Genomic DNA, 18,748 nt, shown 5'->3' on the forward strand with positions numbered 1-18,748 from the left:
TTTTGTTATAATTAAATAAAATCAATATAGTGGGGGTGAATCTTAACTACTCTTATGCAAATCATTTCAAAGGAGAGATAATTTATAATGAAAAAATGGTCAAAAATAGTTCTTTCAACGGTTTTAGCTTTAAGTGCCTTTCCAATGGCACCTAATCTGGCTAGTGCGGAAGAAAATAGCACAACGGACACAGCAGAAATTGTTGATAACTTAATGAGCGAGATGACACTTGAAGAGAAAATTACTCAAACAATGATGCCCGACTTTAGAAATTGGATGGTAGATGGTGAAGAAGTTGGTGTTACTGAGTTAAACGATGATATTCGACAAATATTAACGGACTACAAATTCGGTGGCGTTATTCTTTTCGCAGAGAATGTTGTAGAAACTGATCAGACAGCCCGTTTAGTCTATCAATTCCAACAAACGATGGTTGATAACCAACATATTCCCTTATTGATTGGAATTGATCAAGAAGGTGGGATTGTAAATCGACTTGGCTCAGGTACTCAATTACCTGGTAATATGGCCTTAGGGGCAACCGGTGATCCCGCTAATGCCCAAACTGCCGGCTCAGTTATTGGTAGTGAACTGGAAGCCTTAGGCATCAATGTCAACTTTGCGCCGACAGTTGATGTCAATAATAATCCTAAAAATCCTGTTATTGGCTTGCGTTCCTTCTCATCTGATCCAGACATTGTATCTGAGTTTGGCTTAAGTTATATTGAAGGGATTCGTGAACATAATGTAGCTGTTGCTGCTAAGCATTTCCCCGGTCATGGTGATACGGATGTAGATTCACATTACGGTTTGCCGTTGGTGGATAAGAGTTTAGAAGAGTTAGAAGCAAATGAATTAATACCTTTCAAAGCGGCTATGGATCAAAATGTAGATATGATTATGACAGCCCATATTCAGTTCCCCCAATTAGAATCAGAGACCAAAGTTTCTGAAGAGGATGGTTCAGACATTCTACTGCCAGCAACCCTATCCCCTGCTATTTTGACAGATTTAGTTCGGGATAAGATGGGTTATGAAGGAATTGTCATAACTGATGCTTTAAACATGCAAGCAATTGCTGATAACTTTGGTGAAGTCGATACGGCCATCTTATCCAAACAAGCTGGAGCCGATATTTTATTAATGCCTGTCATCTTACGCTCTAATGACGATCTAGAATTATTAGATGACGTCATTCAAGGTTTGGTTGACGCGGTAGAAAATGAAGAGATTCCACTTGAAAATATTGATAATTCAGTGCGTCGCATCTTGACCTTGAAAGCCGAACTGAATTTACTTGATGATTCGTTCTTAAACGAATCTGAAGATGAAGTAGTTGCTAACGCACAAGCAGTTGTCGGAAGTGATGAGAATCGAGCGAATGAACGTGAGATTGCAAATCGCGCAGTCACTTTAATTGAAAATGCCCAAGCAGCATTGCCAATCAAACCAGAAGCAGATGATCATATTCTCTTTATTACTGCCGATTCGAATCAAGTACCAGGTACTGAGTTTAGTATTGAACGAATGCAACTTGAAGAAGTCATTCCTAATGACTTTACATATGAAGTCCTAACATATAATGAAGATAGTAATTTTACTGACTTTGCGGATGCGATTAGTCAAGCAACACACGTCGTTGTCTACACAAGTATGGTCGACGAAGAGTCACTTAGTGCAGATAACTTTAGAACCGCTATTCCACAAGAAATCTTCTCATATGCGAAAGAGCAAGGGATTGTCACCATTCAAGTAAGTATTAATAAACCATATGATGCGATTAACTTCACTGACCGTGATGCCGTATTAATCTCTTATGGTTACAATGGAATGGATCCAACTGAAGGTGGCCAAGAGCCAGTTGCTTCGTTCGGACCGAATATCCCTGCTGTCGTTGAGGTTATCTTTGGTCTAACAGCATCTGAAGAAGGCCCTACTGGTCAACTCCCAGTTGACTTACCAGTCATTGAAGACGGGACGCTGATTACAACCGAAGTAGCCTATCCAATTGGCTATCATTCTGAGGATTGGAATTAAGTAGGATTGCTTGTAGGATTTCGCTAATATGGATATTGGTATTAGCGAATTAGCAGATATGAACTTACAAATAAATAAACCCATCTCCTAAAATCGAGATGGGTTTATTATTTTGCTTACTCTTCTAAAGCAAATTCATAAGAATTATATTCAATCGTATTATCGTCAGAATGTGTGAACTCGATGAGGTCATTATTAAACAACTTAATGCGAATGCTCTCATCCGACTCGACAATCTCAGGGTTAGTAATGGTGAAAACAACATTGCCCATCGGATCAATGGACGAGTAAATTCCAGATGATCCATCTTGAATTTGTTGAATCACATTGAAAACAGTCGGATTATTATCTAAATCCAGTTGATCTTCAATGGCATTAAAACTAATTCCTAACTCTTCTTGCAGTGATTGGATATCATCGGATTCTGAGTTGGGATCAAGTTGACTCAAGGCAGAATTGTCTGTGTGATTTGCTAATAAGAGCATGACCTCTCTTGCTTCAGGTGCCTCATTATTGATAGTTAATTGAACGCTATTCGACGTGAATACGATATGGCTAATAGGACTCTCTTCATTCTCGCTTACATAACTTTGATTATCGTTGGCAGAAACAGAAATTGAACTAATAGATACTAGTGATACTAATAAGATTATATACTTTAATATTTTTTTCATCAGAATATCTTACTCCTCTACAATTACTCTACTAATTGGGTTACCTGAATTAGATGTTACATACCCTGTATAAGTCACATACCACGCATACATCTTATCCCCTATACCTCCACCATATCGTCTTTCAGAATAAGATTCGTGCAAAATCCCTTTATAGAGTCCATCATTATATGAGTAAGTAGATGAATAACTAGGAGGAAAAGAACCATACCCAACAAATACTGTAACAGTTTTTCTTATTGTATGTGCTGATAAATTATTTTCTATATCACTACTATCAAAATTTGATGCTTCTGTATGCGAAAGTGTTACATTTCCTAAAGAAATAGTTAATAAAATTAATGCTATTATTTTTTTCATTTTAATTATCCTTTCTATTTTGCCTCAACGGGAGCTTTAGACGGAATAGGTATTGCTGAATCTACAGGATATACATAGCCACTATAATACGACATTGAGTTTGGTCGAGGAGTAAAACCAACTTTTTGTAAGTAACCATGCCAATATCCATTATGATAGTAAAAGGTTGCTGGACCATTTCCATAAACGGGATGCATTTCAATCCACATTCTTCTTACATCAAGTGGTTCAATTATATTACTAGAAATATCTATTTCATTATCATTTTCAAAAGCTATAGCAACAGATGTAGGTAATACTAAGGTAGCAATTAATAGTCCTGTTAATAAAATCTTATATTTTTTCATACATTATACTGTCCTTATTAATTATCCAATTAGAAAAATTACGACTAACTTTCATAGTTTCCCTTGATTTATTATAAATTTACCCAAGGTACTCTTCTAATCCGTATGTATCAATCATCTACGTCATAAGCAATTCCTGGATCAAATCCAAAAGGTTCATTTACTGAATAGTAATCATAGTTTTTTATTGCACTATTACTTAGTAAACAGCTTAATATCATAATCAAAGATAATCTTCGCACTTTAGTATCCTCCTTTTCTAATTTATATTTAATATATCGCTTATTTTATCTCTTGTCAAATATTTTAAATCTCACATACGTTTATTTCAAGTAGATATCCCAATTGGGATATGAAGTGTTGGATGAAGAAAACTTTGACCTGTTTTTTCTCCTTTTATAAAAAAATGTGGATATCTCGTTATAAAATTTATTTTTGTCGGATATCATTGAACTACCAAAATTACTTTTAAATGATGGCTTCTCTATAGCTAGGCTAAGTATTAGATTTCATCATAAATCAGAAGAACAAATCCAAATATTTTTGACATACATTGGACCAAAAATAGATTATTTGCAAAACCTTACTTTTTTGTGGCTATACTAACACTCAATCGTGTATCAATCAAAAGAAGCTAAGATAGATTGAAGCCCCCATAAATATATTTTGAGTATTTCCAGGATATTACTACTTTGTTTTCACATGACAATTTTCGTATAGATGTTGGTGAAAACACAAAATCAAACTGCTTTTAAATCCAACTTTGGAAATTATGGTGATCCACCATCAAAAATTTATTGTACCTACACGGTTTGCTCACCCAAGTACAACGGCTTGTTGATAATCCAGGCAAGCCGTTATCATTGCTTCAGTATTAATGAATACAACCAGTATTTACTTAAGCTCTAGAGTGAATTTAATACCAATACTTTTCAAAAAAGGAACCTTCTTCAACCATTCGAAAAATTTAAAAACAGTGCTCACGGGAATTACCAAATTATTCTTAAGAAGTGTGAAAATTTAATAGAATTCTCTGAATTAGGAGATCGGAATTCTCTGGTTTATACTTCACTCAAAACTCGTATTGAAGACTATATCGATTATTACAGCAATACACGGATTAAAACAAAATTGAGTAGCCTATTTCCGGTAGCATACCGAAAACAAGACACTCAACTGACTGCTTATTATTCAATTATATAAACTCCAACTTTGGAGGTTCAGTGCATTCTAATGTCTTCATTACGTTTTTTACTCAAGTCTATTTTTCCAGCTTTTTCGTAAGAATTATTCATCACTAAGATTTTGAAAGATACTCTTTCAAAGATAAGTACATCAAGTCATTATCGTACACTTTGTATAATATAAGTGCCTTGTTATAGTAATCCTCGATTTCAGTTTCTGTTAGAAAGCTTTCTCCAATGTCTGCTAATAAGCAGAATAAGTCCGCTAAAAGATAACTACTATGATACTTTTTGCAAATGTCAATTACTTCTAAAATTTCTCGAATCGCAATTGGTGTCTCTTTATTTTTCACGAGAAATCTTGCATAGTTATATCTGATTTTAATTAACAACTGGAAGTTATCTATAAAAGTAAGATCCAATTTTTCTGCCTGTTTAATATTATTTAAAAAGGATCTTTTATATTTTTCAATCTCTCCATTTTCAAAGTAAAATGAGGATAACACATTCCAAAACTCTAAATAGAACGAGTGTTCTTCTTTTACATCTTTTGCTACTTTTTCTAATCTTTTTATAGCCTCATTTTTTTGGCCTTTAACATTATATGTAATTATGGCTTTCAACCATTCGATATATATGGCATCTTGAGAAGTAATAACTACATCATTTTCAATTTTTACTTCTAGTAGATATTTTAAAGCATTGAAGTCTCTTTTTTTTAAAAGATTATCAGCTAATTCCTTAAACTGGGTTAAATTCGTTTGTGAATCTTCAATATTATTGTCAAAGAAATATTCCATAGATACATTAAGTCGTTTTGACAACTTATATAGAATATCTGAACTTGGTGCATAATCATTATTTTCAATTTTACTGATTTGGCTTTGTTCACAAATATCAGCTGCAAGTTCACTTTGTGTTAAACCCAGTTCCTTTCTTCTATTTTTCATTCTATATCCTAGCAAAATTAAAACCTCCCCTTAAATCATTTTACATCTACTTATAACTTTTATTATACCATTAGCAATGCAAAATATCTCAAATAAAATATTTCTCTCTTTTAAGAATTCATCTTAAATCTTGACTATCTGAATGATTGAAGAAAGATTCAATTTATTAGGATTGCTTGTAGGAATTCGCTAGTATGGAAGCTGGTATTAGCGTATAAGCAGAATTTAACCTATAACTAAATAAACCCATCTCCAAAAATCGAGATGGGTTTATTATTTTACTTACTCTTCTAACGCAAAGTCATAAGAATTATATTCAATCGAATTATCATCAGAACGTGTGAACTCGATTAGGTCATTATTAAACAACTTAATGCGAATGCTCTCATCCGACTCGACGATTTCTGGGTTAGTAATGGTGAATACAACATTGCCCATCGGATCAACGGACGAGTAAATTCCAGATGATGCATCTTGAATTTGTTGAATCACATTGAAAACAGTCGGATTATTATCTAAATCCAGTTGATCTTCAATGGCATTAAAACTAATTCCTAACTCTTCTTGCAGTGATTGGATATCATCGGATTCTGAGTTGGGATCAAGTTGATTCAAGGCAGAATTGTCTGTGTGATTTGCTAAAAGGAGCATGACTTCTCTTGCTTCAGGTGCCTCATTATTAATAGTCAATTGAACGCTATTCGAGTTAAATACGATATGGCTAATAGGACTCTCTTCATTCTCGCTTACATAACTTTGATTATCGTTGGCAGAAACGGGTGTTAGACTTATAGATATCATCGGCATTAGTATCATCAAAAACGATACTATTTTTTTCATTATATCACCTTTCTTTTCTGTAACATTCAATGCATTGGGCAACTATAAATATTGAGGCATCCTCACTCCTTTATGTCTATATTACTATATTCATATTATAATATGACAAATCATAAGTCAATATTATTATCTTAAGGTAAATAACCCCCTTTACAAACAAGACGGTTAGCATCGGACTTTCCACAAGCTAACTCTTTGTAAAGGGGGTTATTAATCGTATTATTTTATCTGAACACGTCCGCTACTTCTTCAGAGGCTTCTGTCTCCAAGTGTGTGACAAAGTCAAAGTCTTCAATATAAGTATGCATCCGCTCTTCAATGGTATCCCACCACAGTTGTCCATCTGGTATTTGATGTAATTCAATATCAGCATAAGGAACAACTTGATACATTTTCTCTGCTTCTACACCAAGATTGAATATCGGCATGAATTTAGGGTTAGTAACTGAAACTTCGCCTGTCTCGTCTTTCTTGAACGTCACTTCTGTAATTCCACCTTGTTTATTATCAAGGTCTCGTTGTCCTGAGAGGAAACTCGCTTGAGAATAGATTGCGAATGTATCGCCATCATTATACCAATCCATTGGTTGTAACACATGAGGATGCCCACCTAAAATTAATTTAGCACCTGCATCACTCAAAGCTTGAAAGACATAGAACTGCTCATCATTAGGCAAAGTTCCATACTCTTCACCAAGCTGCAGACTCACAACAACTGCATCAACTTGCTGGTTCAGCGCTTCTACTTCCGCAACCATCAGTGGCACATCAATAAGGCTAATTAAATACTCCTCACCTGCTGGAACTGGCATACCATTTGTTCCATAGGAATAATTAAGAAAGCCAACGCTAATTCCATTCGCTTCAATGATTCTTGGAGTATTATAATCTTCCCAAGAATCATAACTTCCAACATACATCATATCTGCTTCTTGTAGATTTTGTAAGGAATAATGTGCGCCTTCCCCGTACCAATCAAGCGTGTGGTTAGTCGCATTACTTACAATATCGAAGCCAACGGCTTTAAGATTTTGAATAATTTCATGTGGTGCACTAAATTGTGGGTACCCGCTGACTGGTAATTGGGGTGAGGCAGCAATCACTTCAAGGTTAGCCATCGAAATATCAGCATATTCAATATAAGGTTGAATATAAGCTAGCATCGGCATAAAGTCATACGCTGCGTCAGTGTTAAATGTTTCCGAATCAAAGCCCGCTTCATTCATCTGTTGAACTGTATCTTGATAGACTGGCGATTCTGTATCCGCTAGATAACTCACTCTGTCATGAATTAATACGTCCCCTACCGAACGCAGCGTTAGCTCCCCTTCTACGCCTTGATAAGGTTCTTGGCTTTCCTTTATTGGGAGTCCTGTATAGAGGAATTCGTCTTTTATTGGTTCTTGCAAAGCTTCTTCTTCTGATTCACTATTGGATGTATTTTCCATTGATACTTGTTCTTCTGTTGATGCAATTTCTTGACTTGCTTGCGATAAATAAAAGTTGTTATAGACAAAGTACACCCCTGTAACTATAACTAATATACTAATCCCAAGAATAATCCATTCTGTTCTTCTCTTTGACATTGTTGACTCCTTACGTTCCCTTTATTCGTTTAATCCTTTAGCTTCAATTTTGTTTACCATTAATTCATCTGTCACATCGACACTTATCGTTTTTCCTAAAGGATCTTTCCAGATAAATTGCTGACTGTCTTCTTGAATATTGTAGACATACGTCCAATTTTCACCCACTGTTTCAATAACTCGTTGGATTCCCAAATCCTCAATCTCATTCAATGTATCGATATCAGCTTGTGTAATAGTGAGATTTGCACGACCATAATTTGCCTGTCCCACTTCATATTTAAGCAACTCTTTCGAATCCCATGCATAAGTATAACTTTGACTTCCTGATATATAGGTCATCTCATCTTGAATAAATGAAAAATCATAATCTTCATAGGCTGAATCTAAAGCTTCAAAACTTGGTAATGATGTCAAATTAGCCAATGTATCTTTTACTAGCTCTAAGTCCTCTTCTGAGTCTGATGGTTCTATGGTCTCAAAAGTTGGATAAAAATAGCCGTAGAAATATTCGACCTTATTATCCTCATTAATAGCAGCGGTCAATTTGAAAGTATTTACAACCACCCACATATCATAACTAATCATGTCATCTGTGTAGGTATAGTCATCACCAAAGCGATCAATCAGCTCATCCACTCCAAAAATCCCATCAATATTTATGTTACTTTGAACAGCTACTTTCGTCAGATCTAATAATTCTTTGACTTTCTTATAGACACTTTCCTTAGATTCATCACTGAACTCACCTTCTAAAATTTGTGTCGCCAAATCTGCTGGAACGTTCTCACTTGCTTTTACAGTGATTACTTGTCCTGTCATTAAAATTCCCAGGCAAGATATTAGTAATACTCTTTTCATAATTTCTACTCTCCTTTCCATTGTATTTTTCCTGTGATCGTTTTCTATAATACTAAGTTTACACTATTCTTTTTTGTAAAACCACCGCTTTAAAATTGAGTTGGATGAGATTTAGACTGTTTCTTTGGATTTTTTTGTGTTATCTTACCTAACTTTTGCTTGTTGGGCAAGATAGGCCATAAAAACAAAAACCGAGTACGATAAGTAGCAATAACTCTCGCTACTTATCGTACCCGGTTCTAATTTACATATATTTTATCTAAACTCTGCCAAGGGATCAATTGCTTCTGATCCTGAGCCTTGTAATTCTGTTGGCTCCATTGCTGATTTTGGAACACCAAAGAAGTAAGTTACAACGAAACCTCCGATATAAGCGGCAACTAGGCCGATGACATATTGTAACCACATATTGTTAGCAATTAATGGAATTAACGCAACTCCACTTGGTCCAATGGCAGTTGCACCGACATTTCCAAAGAACCCGATAACAGCTCCTCCGATACCTCCACCGATACAGGCTGTAATAAATGTTCTACCTAATGGTAAAGTGACAGCATAGATGAGTGGTTCACCGATTCCTAAGATACCAACAGGTAAAGCACCTTTTATCATATTAGTTAATTGTTTGTTCTCACGTGCTCTGATCCTAGAGCAAAGGCTGCTCCAACTTGACCTGCCCCTGCCATTGCAAGGATTGGAAGTAAGTTTGTCTGACCTGTTGAGTTGATCATCTCAATGTGGATAGGTGTTAATACTTGATGTAGTCCGAACATTACAAGCGGTAGGAAGAACGCACCTAAGATGAAGCCAGAGAAGGCTCCACCAATATCTAGAACCCAATTTATGGATCCAACTAACGAGGATGAAATGACCCCGGCAACTGGCATGATGACAAAGATTGTTAATAAACCAACTACAAGTAATGCAATTGTTGGTGTAAAGATGATATCTAATGCATCCGGAATCACTTTTCTTACTGCTTTTTCAACATAAGATAAGATGAATACCGCAAAAATTACTCCGATTATCCCACCTTGACCTGCTAATAATGGCTCACCTGTAAAGATATTTATTAATGGGTTTTCTGGATTCATTCCTGATAAGTAAATGATTCCGGCAATAACTCCCCCTAAACCTTGCGTTGCGCCAAATACTTTGGCAGCGTTAATACCTACATAAATATTTAAGTAGCCGAATAAACCATTTTTAATAATATTTAGTATATCAACTGAATGACCCCAAGTGGCTGCATCGAGTTGACCAGCGGTAATCATGTTCTGGAAGATGGATGCAATCCCCCCAATAATACCGGCACCAACGAAGGCTGGTATTAACGGAACAAAGATACTAGCTATAGAGCGAGTAATACGTTTAAAGGCATTGTCATTTCCTTTTTTATATTTTTCTTTGTTCTCTTTTGTAATTTGTTCTGTACTTGCTCGTCCAGATGTTAATTCTGGGTCAAGGTTTTCATCGACAGCCGCACCTTTCACACTGCCTGACATACTCGCTAATTCAGTTGCTACTTTACTAGCTGTACCAGGTCCGACAACCACTTGTAAGTTATTCCCGTCTTGAACAACACCCATGACACCGTCAACTTTTTTCAATTCAACTTCATCGACGACACTTGGATCAACTAAATCAATCCGGACACGTGTCATACAATTATAAATATCAGTAGTGTTGTCTTTACCACCCATATGTTGGTATATCTCTTTAGCAATTAATTGTTCTTTTGTTGAATTCATTATTAGTCCCTCTCCTCTTTGATTGCTTCTTGTATAAATCCATCACTTTGAATCAATAAATCTATTGCACTATTCGAATCATTATTTGTTAATACCATAACAATGGCCACTTTAACGTTTTTATCAGCTTCGTGAAAAGCTTTTTCAGCCACTTCGTAGTCACATTCTGTTGCCTGCATAATAATTCGTTTGGACCGTTCTTCTAACTTTTCATTAGTTGGTTGTACGTCTACCATTAAGTTTTTGTACACTTTACCAATTTGTACCATTGAAACTGTTGATAACATATTTAAGATGAGCTTTTGAGCCGTTCCAGCTTTTAAACGTGTAGACCCGGTTAATACTTCTGCGCCTGCATCAACTTCAATCGCTACTTGGCTGCATTCACTGATTTCAGCGCCTTTGTTACAAGCAACCGATACCGTAGATGCCCCAACTTCTTGAGCATAAGCCAAACCACCTTTAACATAAGGTGTTCGACCACTTGCCGCAATTCCGACGACTATATCTTTATCAGTTAATTTCAATTCTTTTAAATCATCTCGCCCAAACTCTGCAGAATCTTCCGCCCCTTCAACTGCTGATAACATGGCTTTTTCTCCACCCGCAATTAAACCAACGACCATCTCAGGCGGTGTACTAAAGGTTGGTACACATTCCGCTGCATCTAAGACCCCTAAGCGTCCGCTCGTCCCTGCTCCCATGTAAATTAAACGACCATCTTGGTTAAAAGATTTCACGATTAATTTAATCGCTGCTTCTATTTGTGGTAAAACTTGTTCAATTGCTTCGGGTACACGGCGATCTTCCTGATTCATCAGTGCAATAGCTTCTTGAACGCTCATTTGGTCTAATGTCATCGAAGCTTCATTTCTCGTCTCTGTTGTTAGCTTGTCTAATTTCATCTATCTATCCTCTTTTCCATTGAATTTCAAACGGTTGTCCAGGTCTCATCGCCTCAAGTAAAAGATAATCACCCGATTGTATATAACCAATCACATTAACCCTTTCATCCGCTGGTAAATTCGTTTTGGTTATTTGAACTTCTCCTTCATATCGAAGATAATGGGAGTTATCAATCGTAATTGAACCTACCGGTCGTTCAGTCATCTGTTCCGGTTTAACAACGAAATCTCGTCTCGCCCTTGCTTCCTGACTACGAATGACATCGCGAGCAGCGTCTATTCTTTGAGTATGTCGCCCTTCAATATGTTTCAGTTGTTCGATAGTGTTGGAAGTCGCGACTGCTTCGAAATATAAGACTGTTTCATTTAAATATTTTTCCCACTGAATTTGACTATAAGTACTCATACCTGGGTCGCCAATATACACTTTATCAACGGAGGCTGTTTGCCTTAATTCAAGCGCACTCCCTAAAGACTGTTTGTAACGGTGGTCTTCTAAAGTTGGTAATCCTTCATATAAAGGTCCTCTCAAATCACTCTCTCCTGGTACAAAAGCCATGACCGAAATTCCTTGCTCTTTCAGCCACTTGTTCATATTAATAAACTCTACTTTATCTAAGCCCGTTTCAGGACGCGGATAATAATTATGCCAAGCCTCAATCGACGTGAAATCCACTTCTAACTCTTTTAAAATATTCAAATCTTCTGTGCTAATTGTACTCGCATTTAAAACAACATCTAGTTGCTCACTAATAAGTTTAATCTCTTCATGACTGACTCCATAATCGACTCGAATTCCAGTCACACCTAGTTCAATCAATGGAGTTAAATCTTTATAATAAATAGCTAAGTTCTTTAAGGCGTCTCCAGAAACATCAACGACTAATTCCATTTCATAATCTTTAGCGACCGAACCTAATTGCCCTAATCGATCTAAATACAATTCTGAATCATCTTCAGGGATATGAATTGACGAGAAAATACCTTTAAAACCAATCTCATGCATGTGTCTTATGTACTGTTTAACTTCTTCTGTCACATCTTCATTTAAATATATTGAAATTCCATACATATCCTCACTCCATTGTAATCGTTTTCTAAACAAAGTATACAACTTATGAAATGAAATTTCAATGCATATGTTGTGTTTTTATTCTGAATGGAATAAAATTACATTTCAATTGCATTTAGTTACTTTAGATAATTGTTAACACAGACTTGAATATGATATTATTATCCTTAGAATAAAAGTTTAAAACCTTTTTATATGGAGGATATCGCAATTATTGGGATGGGAATTAGCGGATCGGCTGATCTCACTTCTTATGCAAAAGAATTAAAAGATAAAAAACATGCTATTACTATTGATTGCTACGATACCTCGCATAGCTTTGGGCGCGGGGTACCTTTTAGAGAGGATTCAGATTTAGCACTTGTAAATACAAGAACAACTGATATTACTTACGATTACGAACAACCAGGTGAGTATGAACATTGGTTGAAAGAAGAAGCTAAAATCGAAGGCGATATTCCTGAATTTACGACGCGTGCCTTGTTTGGTGAGTATTTAAATGATCGAACAATGAAGCAAATTGAACTACTGAATGCAACTGTTCACTATGAAACCATCGAAGATATGCAATGGTTAAGTGAGACAAAACAGTGGGAATTAGTCACTGATTCAAATGAGGTTCGTCAATATGATCGTGTTCATCTATGTTCTGGTTCTTTACCCGTATTAGATCCTTACAATTTGAACGGAAAACCAAACTACATTAGTAATCCTTACCCACTAAATGATTTAACGCATGACTTTTCTAAAGATGACCGTATCGTTGTTATTGGAACAAGTCTAACTGCGATCGACGTTCTCAAATATCTATTACAAGAACGTGAAATTGAATCCGTGTATGCTTTCTCACGTCATAACTTTTTCCATACAGTTGGAACAGCAAATTACAGTGATTTAAAAATGACACATATTACGATGGATAACGTCAAAGCGACAATGGATTCAGATGAGAAAATTCTCTATTTCGACGCATTAGATAAACTTATTCAAAAAGAATTTGATCATTTAAATATTCGTTTTGAAGATTTCTGTAACATTGCTTTGCAAACAGGAACGGCAGGTCTTAGAGAGTCTTTAAATCACTCAGATTTAATGGCGAAAACAGAACGTATTGGTGTTTCTACAACGCGTATATTGAATTTCTTATGGCAATATATGCCTGAATCAGAACGAAAAGCATACTTAGATAAATATCAAGAACCCTTTAACTTAGTTAAAGGAAAACTTCCGATGAAGTCGGCTGAAGCTATTATTGAAGGTGAGGACCGCGGTCAATTAACCATTCTCAAAGACGTTGAAACTGTTGAGTATGATGCCGACACAGGTGAATACATCATGAAGAATGAGGATAATGAAGAGATTTTACGTGCGGATTGGGTTATTAACGCAACGGGTGTTAACCTTCATTTAGAAGGCGATTTAAGTGGTCATCCATTAATTCATTCACTATTAAATAAACGCTACATTATGCCTGACACTTCAGGTGGATTGAGTCTCAATGTCTCAACGCAATGTGTGATCTCACCTAGTTGGGGCGAATTTCCTACATTTCATGCACATGGTATGTTAGTGAGTGGTGCCGTTTATCTAAATAATTCAACTTATAATATTCAATCCGTTAGCCATCAACTCGTCAAAGATATCATTGCTAACTATTAAACAAATAAATACGGCTTGAAATTCATTGAGAATTTCAAGCCGTATTTTTTATTTATAATAAGTTTCGACGATTCTTTGAGTCGCTTCAATTGTATCTTCAAATGTTCCAAAGGCAGTCAGTCGCATAAAGCCTTCACCATTAGCCCCATAGCCAGAACCTGGTGTGATGACGACTTGACTTTCTTGTAGTAATTCATCGAAATATTCCCAAGAAGATAAGTCTCTTGGTGTTTTCAACCAAATATATGGTGCATTTACCCCTCCGTAATGTTCAATCCTCGCATCATTGAAAGCATCAACCATATGCTGAGCATTACGTTGATAATATACAATATTATCCTTCAGCTCTTTTTTAACTTCCGGTTCGAAAGTCGCTAATGCAGCGCGTTGAATGATATATGAGGTACCGTTAAATTTCGTTGGTTGGCGACGCGTCCACATGGCATTCAATGATTGACCTTCAATCACAAGTTCTTTAGGTATGACAGTATAACCTATACGCATACCCGTGAAGCCCGCTGTCTTAGAAAAGCTACGCATTTCAATCGCACATTGCTTAGCCCCCTCACATTCATAGATGGAATGCGGGATATGATCATCTTGTATAAAGGCTTCATAAGCCCCATCAAAAATTATGACACTTTCATGCTCAATCGCATAGTCGACCCATTCTTGCAGTTGATCCTTCGTCATAGCGACACCCGTGGGATTATTCGGTGAACAAATATATATCACATCTGGCTGCTGGTCTTGGTCAAAATCTGGCACCGCTTGATAGTGATTATCGACCGTCATCGGAATCGTTATTAATTCAGACCAACTTTGACTCATATCATCATAATGTCCTAAGCGTCCCGCCAAAACATTACTATCAATATAAGTTGGATACGCCGGATCACCAATGGCAATCTTAGCTTCCAGACTAAATAACTCTTGAATGGCTCCTGCATCTGTCTTTGAACCATCTGATATAAATAATTCATCTTCTGATAAATCAATATTCAATGTTTGATAACTATGCTCTATAATCGCTTGCTTTAGAAATGGATAGCCAGTACTTGGCCCATAACCTTTGAAAGTTTCAGAATTCAATTGTTCTTGACCTGCTTGAGTCATTGCTTCGACCACTCCCCTTGGTAAAGGTTGAGTGACATCACCAATAGATAATTTGATAATTTTTGAGTCAGGATTGTCTTCTTTGAATGCTGAGACTTTCTCAGCAATATGATTAAATAAGTAATTCCCAGGTAAGCGATTAAAATTCGGATTTATTTTCATAAAACTGCTCCTTTATCCTATCTCTTACGAATTTCTTTTACTCATCCATTCTTGTTGATGACCTCTGGAAATGCGCATAATGTTCTCATATAAATCGGCTAACTCACCTTTTAAAGAATCATCTTCTAAGTAACTTTGTACTTTCTCGATAACGACCGCTTCACGGCCACTATCTAAGATTTCCATATTGTTCTCTAATTTAATTTCAGCTACTTCTTCAACCGTTTTCGTTCGTTCTTCAAATAACTTTACCAATTCGCGATCAATTCGGTCAATGGTTGCTCTTTGTTTTTCTAACATATTATTCCTCCTATGATAATTGACTTAAAAATACGCTTCCTAATGTATATCCTACTAATACCGCACTTGCGGCACTCCATAATAATAAGTAAAAACCATATAATAAAGCATCTTTAGCTGTGGTCCAACCAGATCCAATTGAGATAGCAATATAAGGCATTGCCGGTGGTGTCATGTATGCGAGTGACGCCATGAATCCAATTAAACTCGCAACGACTGCCACATTTATTGGTAAATCCACCTGTGACCCCGCAATTGTAATAACTATGGTTGTAACAACTGACACAGTTACTAAGTTTGATGAGAAATTTGTTTGCAAGGCTGCCCAAAGGATGAAGACTAATACCATTAATAATGGTGATAAGCCAACTAACAGTGGTGTTAAGAATGATTCGATTAAAGTAATTACACCCATATCAGGATTCGATAAGAAGCTACCCAAAGTGAGTGTCGCCGCTACGATCAGTAAGCTCGGCCAGAACACACCTTTAGAAATTCCCTCTTGTAACTTTACTAACGGCTTCCCATCAACATGAACCACTGCTAAAGCTAAAGCACCAATCATAGGTGGAAAGGCAATTCCTGCTGATTTTAGAAATGCTGCCACTCCAGGTAAGATAAAGCCTAATACTTCTGGTAATAACCATAAAGCAACTACTCCACCAAAGATCGAAACGACCGCTTTTTCTTTCTTATCTGCTTTTGGTAAATCTGATAATGAAGCAATCTCACCCAGTTTTACGCCAGATAAATCCATCCGCCAAATCCACTTTAGAGAGACTAAAAGAATTAAGAAAATTGTTAAACCGGCTGGCACTGCGAAACTCATATATTGAGCATTCGTAATTGCCGTTCCGTAGGCCGTTTCATAAAGTCCCATTGCAGTAATTGCGAACACATGGTTAATAGGTGTCATAGCCGTTCCAATGGCTATTGAAGCATATAGGGCGACTAATAATTTCGAAGCTTGTTTATTCCCTTTTTCTAAACCAAATTGTGTCATAACCTCTTCATAGATAGGAAAAGCAATCATAAATAAGATCGTTGGTGAAACGAAAGTACTGATTAATAACATAACCGATAGAAAAGCAAAAACAAATCTCCAAGGACTCACTTGAGCCCAAGCACTATTAATTGCCCATGCTGAAACTCGCTTTAAAAATGATGTTTGTTCTAAGGCATGTGTCACTAAGAACGTAAAGAATAAAAAGACAAACGTTGTATTACCAAATGACTGCTGGAAAATTTGTCCATAAGTGACTTCAGGTAGAAAACCTAAACAAATTAAACATAAAATACTTGGCCAATCGATGGCAACAAACAGCCATAATACCAGGCTACTAGCAAAAATAGCTAGAACTGAAAAGGTCACGGTTGGAATATTGAAAAAACCAATTTGCATCGCTGAATTCAATACAGCTAGAGCTAATATAAGTAGACTAATGACGATTGAGATTATCTCACTCGTCTTAAATCCTTTTGATATAGAATTTGACATTGTTTACACTCCCCTTTTTTATAACTTTTCAACAAAAAAACTGCTTAGCATAAACTAAGCAGTTCTCGAAACTGGCCATTTTAGGAGGTCCGCTTAATTTATACTCTAAGCGGCCAAGACACAACAATATCAAGCCACCATAGATATGAACTTTCGTTATACGTTCATACTAGGTGGTATGAACGCTATCTAAAGTAGCTAAAATACATTGATTTTAATGTATGGGATAATTGTTGCATGTTCCTAACCTCATTTCTCTATTTCAAACAGTATACCTGACTACTCACACGAAATCAACATCAAATTCTAATAATATTTTAATTTATATTATTTTCATTATTTATTCTATGAAGCTACTCCCACTGGAACTTCATCAGGCACTTCAATACTTTCATTAAAGTTTTTGTCAGTGACATTATAATTAAATTCTACTTGCAATGACTCTGGCATGTCCGGATCAGGTTCAGATGCTGAAGCTTCTTCGAGTGTTTGAACATCTGAATCAACTATCACTTGAATCGCTGTAATAAAATAATCTTCATCCATTTCGACGGTAATTGTATAATTTAATCCATCAGCCAAAGCAATAGCTTGACCTTCATAATTTTCAATTTGGTTACTAATCTCAACACCCGAATCCACTGTTTCTTGAGTCACAGTCATTCCTAACTCTTCTAAGGCTTCAAAGAATTCAATCCATTCTTCCTCTGTTTCGAAAGAGTTAATTGTGACAGTGTAGCCATTATCATGCTCTTCTACCGTTGTTTTCTCACTTAATAACTGATGCACCCTAGACGGAATATAATAACTACGAATTGATCCTTCGATGACTGATACAAGCATTTGATATTGAGTAGTAATTTGTTCCGCTGGCATACCGAGTACCGTAGTAAGGTCAGCAGTGACCCATTCACTTTCACCTTCTTTAGTAGAATCTTCTTCCAACGTGTACATAGTATCATCGATGATATAATTTAATAAATGATATGTTTCATCCATTGTCGACCCATCATTATGTTCAGCATTCATTGTTGCGTCTAAATCAAAATCTACTTCAAGTTCGGGAGCTATCTTGACTTGAAGTCTTCCATCAACAGTGTAGTCCATCGTTCCTTCAGGATAAATTAAATCCATATTACCTTCAAAGTCACCTTTAAAGGATTCAATTTCCTTCAAACCATTAATCACATTTAACAAGACATCATCTGGAGCAAGTTCTTGTGCTTTTGCCGGTAAGGGCCCCATAGTTAAGACAACTAATAAAGTAACAAGTATGACGTTTATTATTTTCTTCATTTGTAAACGCTCCTATCTTCTTTGATACTTATATTATAAGCTTTATATTAACTAAAGTTCAAATATATCGAAGTTTTTGCATATGATGAATTGTAAAATTAAGTGCGACAAATAAAGAAACCCATAACAGGTTCGTGTAAAATGTTAGTA

At 36.1% G+C, this 18,748-nt stretch carries 17 protein-coding genes and 1 pseudogene; 3 read left to right on the top strand and 15 right to left on the bottom strand.

Annotated features, from left to right (window positions below; all coding sequences use genetic code 11):
- Nucleotides 1–87: 87 nt before the first annotated feature.
- A complete protein-coding gene (locus ACFO5Y_RS05190) occupies nucleotides 88–2,037 on the top strand; it encodes a glycoside hydrolase family 3 protein (protein WP_197104367.1) in 1,950 nt (649 codons plus the stop codon).
- Between the two features lie 116 nt (nucleotides 2,038–2,153).
- On the opposite strand, the gene ACFO5Y_RS05195 is transcribed toward ACFO5Y_RS05190, so the two are convergent.
- The 4 genes from ACFO5Y_RS05195 to ACFO5Y_RS05210 form a co-directional block, all read right to left on the bottom strand.
- Complete coding sequence (locus ACFO5Y_RS05195) at nucleotides 2,154–2,711, bottom strand: hypothetical protein (RefSeq protein WP_197104366.1); 558 nt, start codon at nucleotides 2,709–2,711, stop codon at nucleotides 2,154–2,156.
- Between the two features lie 9 nt (nucleotides 2,712–2,720).
- Nucleotides 2,721–3,071, bottom strand: a complete 351-nt coding sequence (locus ACFO5Y_RS05200) for a hypothetical protein (RefSeq protein ID WP_197104365.1) — start codon at nucleotides 3,069–3,071, stop codon at nucleotides 2,721–2,723.
- 14 nt (nucleotides 3,072–3,085) lie between these two features.
- Nucleotides 3,086–3,418, bottom strand: coding sequence for a hypothetical protein (locus ACFO5Y_RS05205; RefSeq protein WP_197104364.1), 333 nt, complete (start codon nucleotides 3,416–3,418; stop codon nucleotides 3,086–3,088).
- Nucleotides 3,419–3,528: 110 nt separating this feature from the next.
- Nucleotides 3,529–3,660: a hypothetical protein gene (locus tag ACFO5Y_RS05210; protein ID WP_269434918.1), complete on the bottom strand. Its 132-nt coding sequence runs from the start codon at nucleotides 3,658–3,660 to the stop codon at nucleotides 3,529–3,531.
- Nucleotides 3,661–4,474: 814 nt separating this feature from the next.
- On the opposite strand from ACFO5Y_RS05210, the gene ACFO5Y_RS05215 reads away from it, so the two are divergent.
- Entirely contained in the window at nucleotides 4,475–4,621 is a 147-nt protein-coding gene (locus ACFO5Y_RS05215; protein WP_380706367.1) for an IS3 family transposase, read from the top strand.
- 94 nt (nucleotides 4,622–4,715) lie between these two features.
- Here ACFO5Y_RS05215 and ACFO5Y_RS05220 read toward each other — a convergent pair whose 3' ends face one another.
- The 7 genes and pseudogenes from ACFO5Y_RS05220 to ACFO5Y_RS05250 form a co-directional block, all read right to left on the bottom strand.
- Nucleotides 4,716–5,567, bottom strand: coding sequence for a helix-turn-helix domain-containing protein (locus ACFO5Y_RS05220; RefSeq protein ID WP_197104363.1), 852 nt, complete (start codon nucleotides 5,565–5,567; stop codon nucleotides 4,716–4,718).
- A gap of 267 nt (nucleotides 5,568–5,834) precedes the next feature.
- Complete coding sequence (locus ACFO5Y_RS05225; protein WP_197104362.1) at nucleotides 5,835–6,392, bottom strand: hypothetical protein; 558 nt, start codon at nucleotides 6,390–6,392, stop codon at nucleotides 5,835–5,837.
- A 224-nt stretch (nucleotides 6,393–6,616) separates the two neighbouring features.
- A complete protein-coding gene (locus ACFO5Y_RS05230) occupies nucleotides 6,617–7,978 on the bottom strand; it encodes a CapA family protein (RefSeq protein ID WP_197104361.1) in 1,362 nt (453 codons plus the stop codon).
- A 21-nt stretch (nucleotides 7,979–7,999) separates the two neighbouring features.
- The gene (locus tag ACFO5Y_RS05235; protein ID WP_197104360.1) at nucleotides 8,000–8,839 is read right to left on the bottom strand and encodes a hypothetical protein; all 840 of its coding nucleotides are present in this window, start codon (nucleotides 8,837–8,839) and stop codon (nucleotides 8,000–8,002) included.
- A gap of 255 nt (nucleotides 8,840–9,094) precedes the next feature.
- Nucleotides 9,095–10,590 (bottom strand): annotated as a pseudogene (locus ACFO5Y_RS05240) (PTS transporter subunit EIIC).
- Nucleotides 10,591–10,592: 2 nt separating this feature from the next.
- A complete protein-coding gene (gene murQ / locus ACFO5Y_RS05245) occupies nucleotides 10,593–11,495 on the bottom strand; it encodes an N-acetylmuramic acid 6-phosphate etherase (protein WP_197104359.1) in 903 nt (300 codons plus the stop codon).
- 4 nt (nucleotides 11,496–11,499) lie between these two features.
- On the bottom strand, nucleotides 11,500–12,567 hold the full coding sequence (locus ACFO5Y_RS05250; protein WP_197104358.1) for a DUF871 domain-containing protein: 1,068 nt from the start codon (nucleotides 12,565–12,567) through the stop codon (nucleotides 11,500–11,502).
- Between the two features lie 195 nt (nucleotides 12,568–12,762).
- Between ACFO5Y_RS05250 and ACFO5Y_RS05255 the strand changes: the two genes are divergently transcribed.
- The gene (locus ACFO5Y_RS05255) at nucleotides 12,763–14,226 is read left to right on the top strand and encodes an FAD/NAD(P)-binding protein (RefSeq protein WP_197104357.1); all 1,464 of its coding nucleotides are present in this window, start codon (nucleotides 12,763–12,765) and stop codon (nucleotides 14,224–14,226) included.
- Between the two features lie 48 nt (nucleotides 14,227–14,274).
- On the opposite strand, the gene ACFO5Y_RS05260 is transcribed toward ACFO5Y_RS05255, so the two are convergent.
- The 4 genes from ACFO5Y_RS05260 to ACFO5Y_RS05275 form a co-directional block, all read right to left on the bottom strand.
- A complete protein-coding gene (locus ACFO5Y_RS05260; protein WP_197104356.1) occupies nucleotides 14,275–15,504 on the bottom strand; it encodes an LL-diaminopimelate aminotransferase in 1,230 nt (409 codons plus the stop codon).
- Nucleotides 15,505–15,528: 24 nt separating this feature from the next.
- Nucleotides 15,529–15,804: a chorismate mutase gene (locus ACFO5Y_RS05265; protein ID WP_197104355.1), complete on the bottom strand. Its 276-nt coding sequence runs from the start codon at nucleotides 15,802–15,804 to the stop codon at nucleotides 15,529–15,531.
- A gap of 10 nt (nucleotides 15,805–15,814) precedes the next feature.
- Nucleotides 15,815–17,302 carry an SLC13 family permease gene (locus ACFO5Y_RS05270; RefSeq protein WP_197104354.1) on the bottom strand — a complete coding sequence of 496 codons (1,488 nt, stop codon included), beginning with the start codon at nucleotides 17,300–17,302 and terminating at the stop codon, nucleotides 15,815–15,817.
- Between the two features lie 345 nt (nucleotides 17,303–17,647).
- A complete protein-coding gene (locus ACFO5Y_RS05275; protein WP_197104353.1) occupies nucleotides 17,648–18,598 on the bottom strand; it encodes a hypothetical protein in 951 nt (316 codons plus the stop codon).
- Between the last annotated feature and the right edge of the window lie 150 nt (nucleotides 18,599–18,748).

Source organism: Ruoffia tabacinasalis (assembly GCF_042652985.1).
Taxonomy (GTDB): domain Bacteria; phylum Bacillota; class Bacilli; order Lactobacillales; family Aerococcaceae; genus Ruoffia; species Ruoffia tabacinasalis.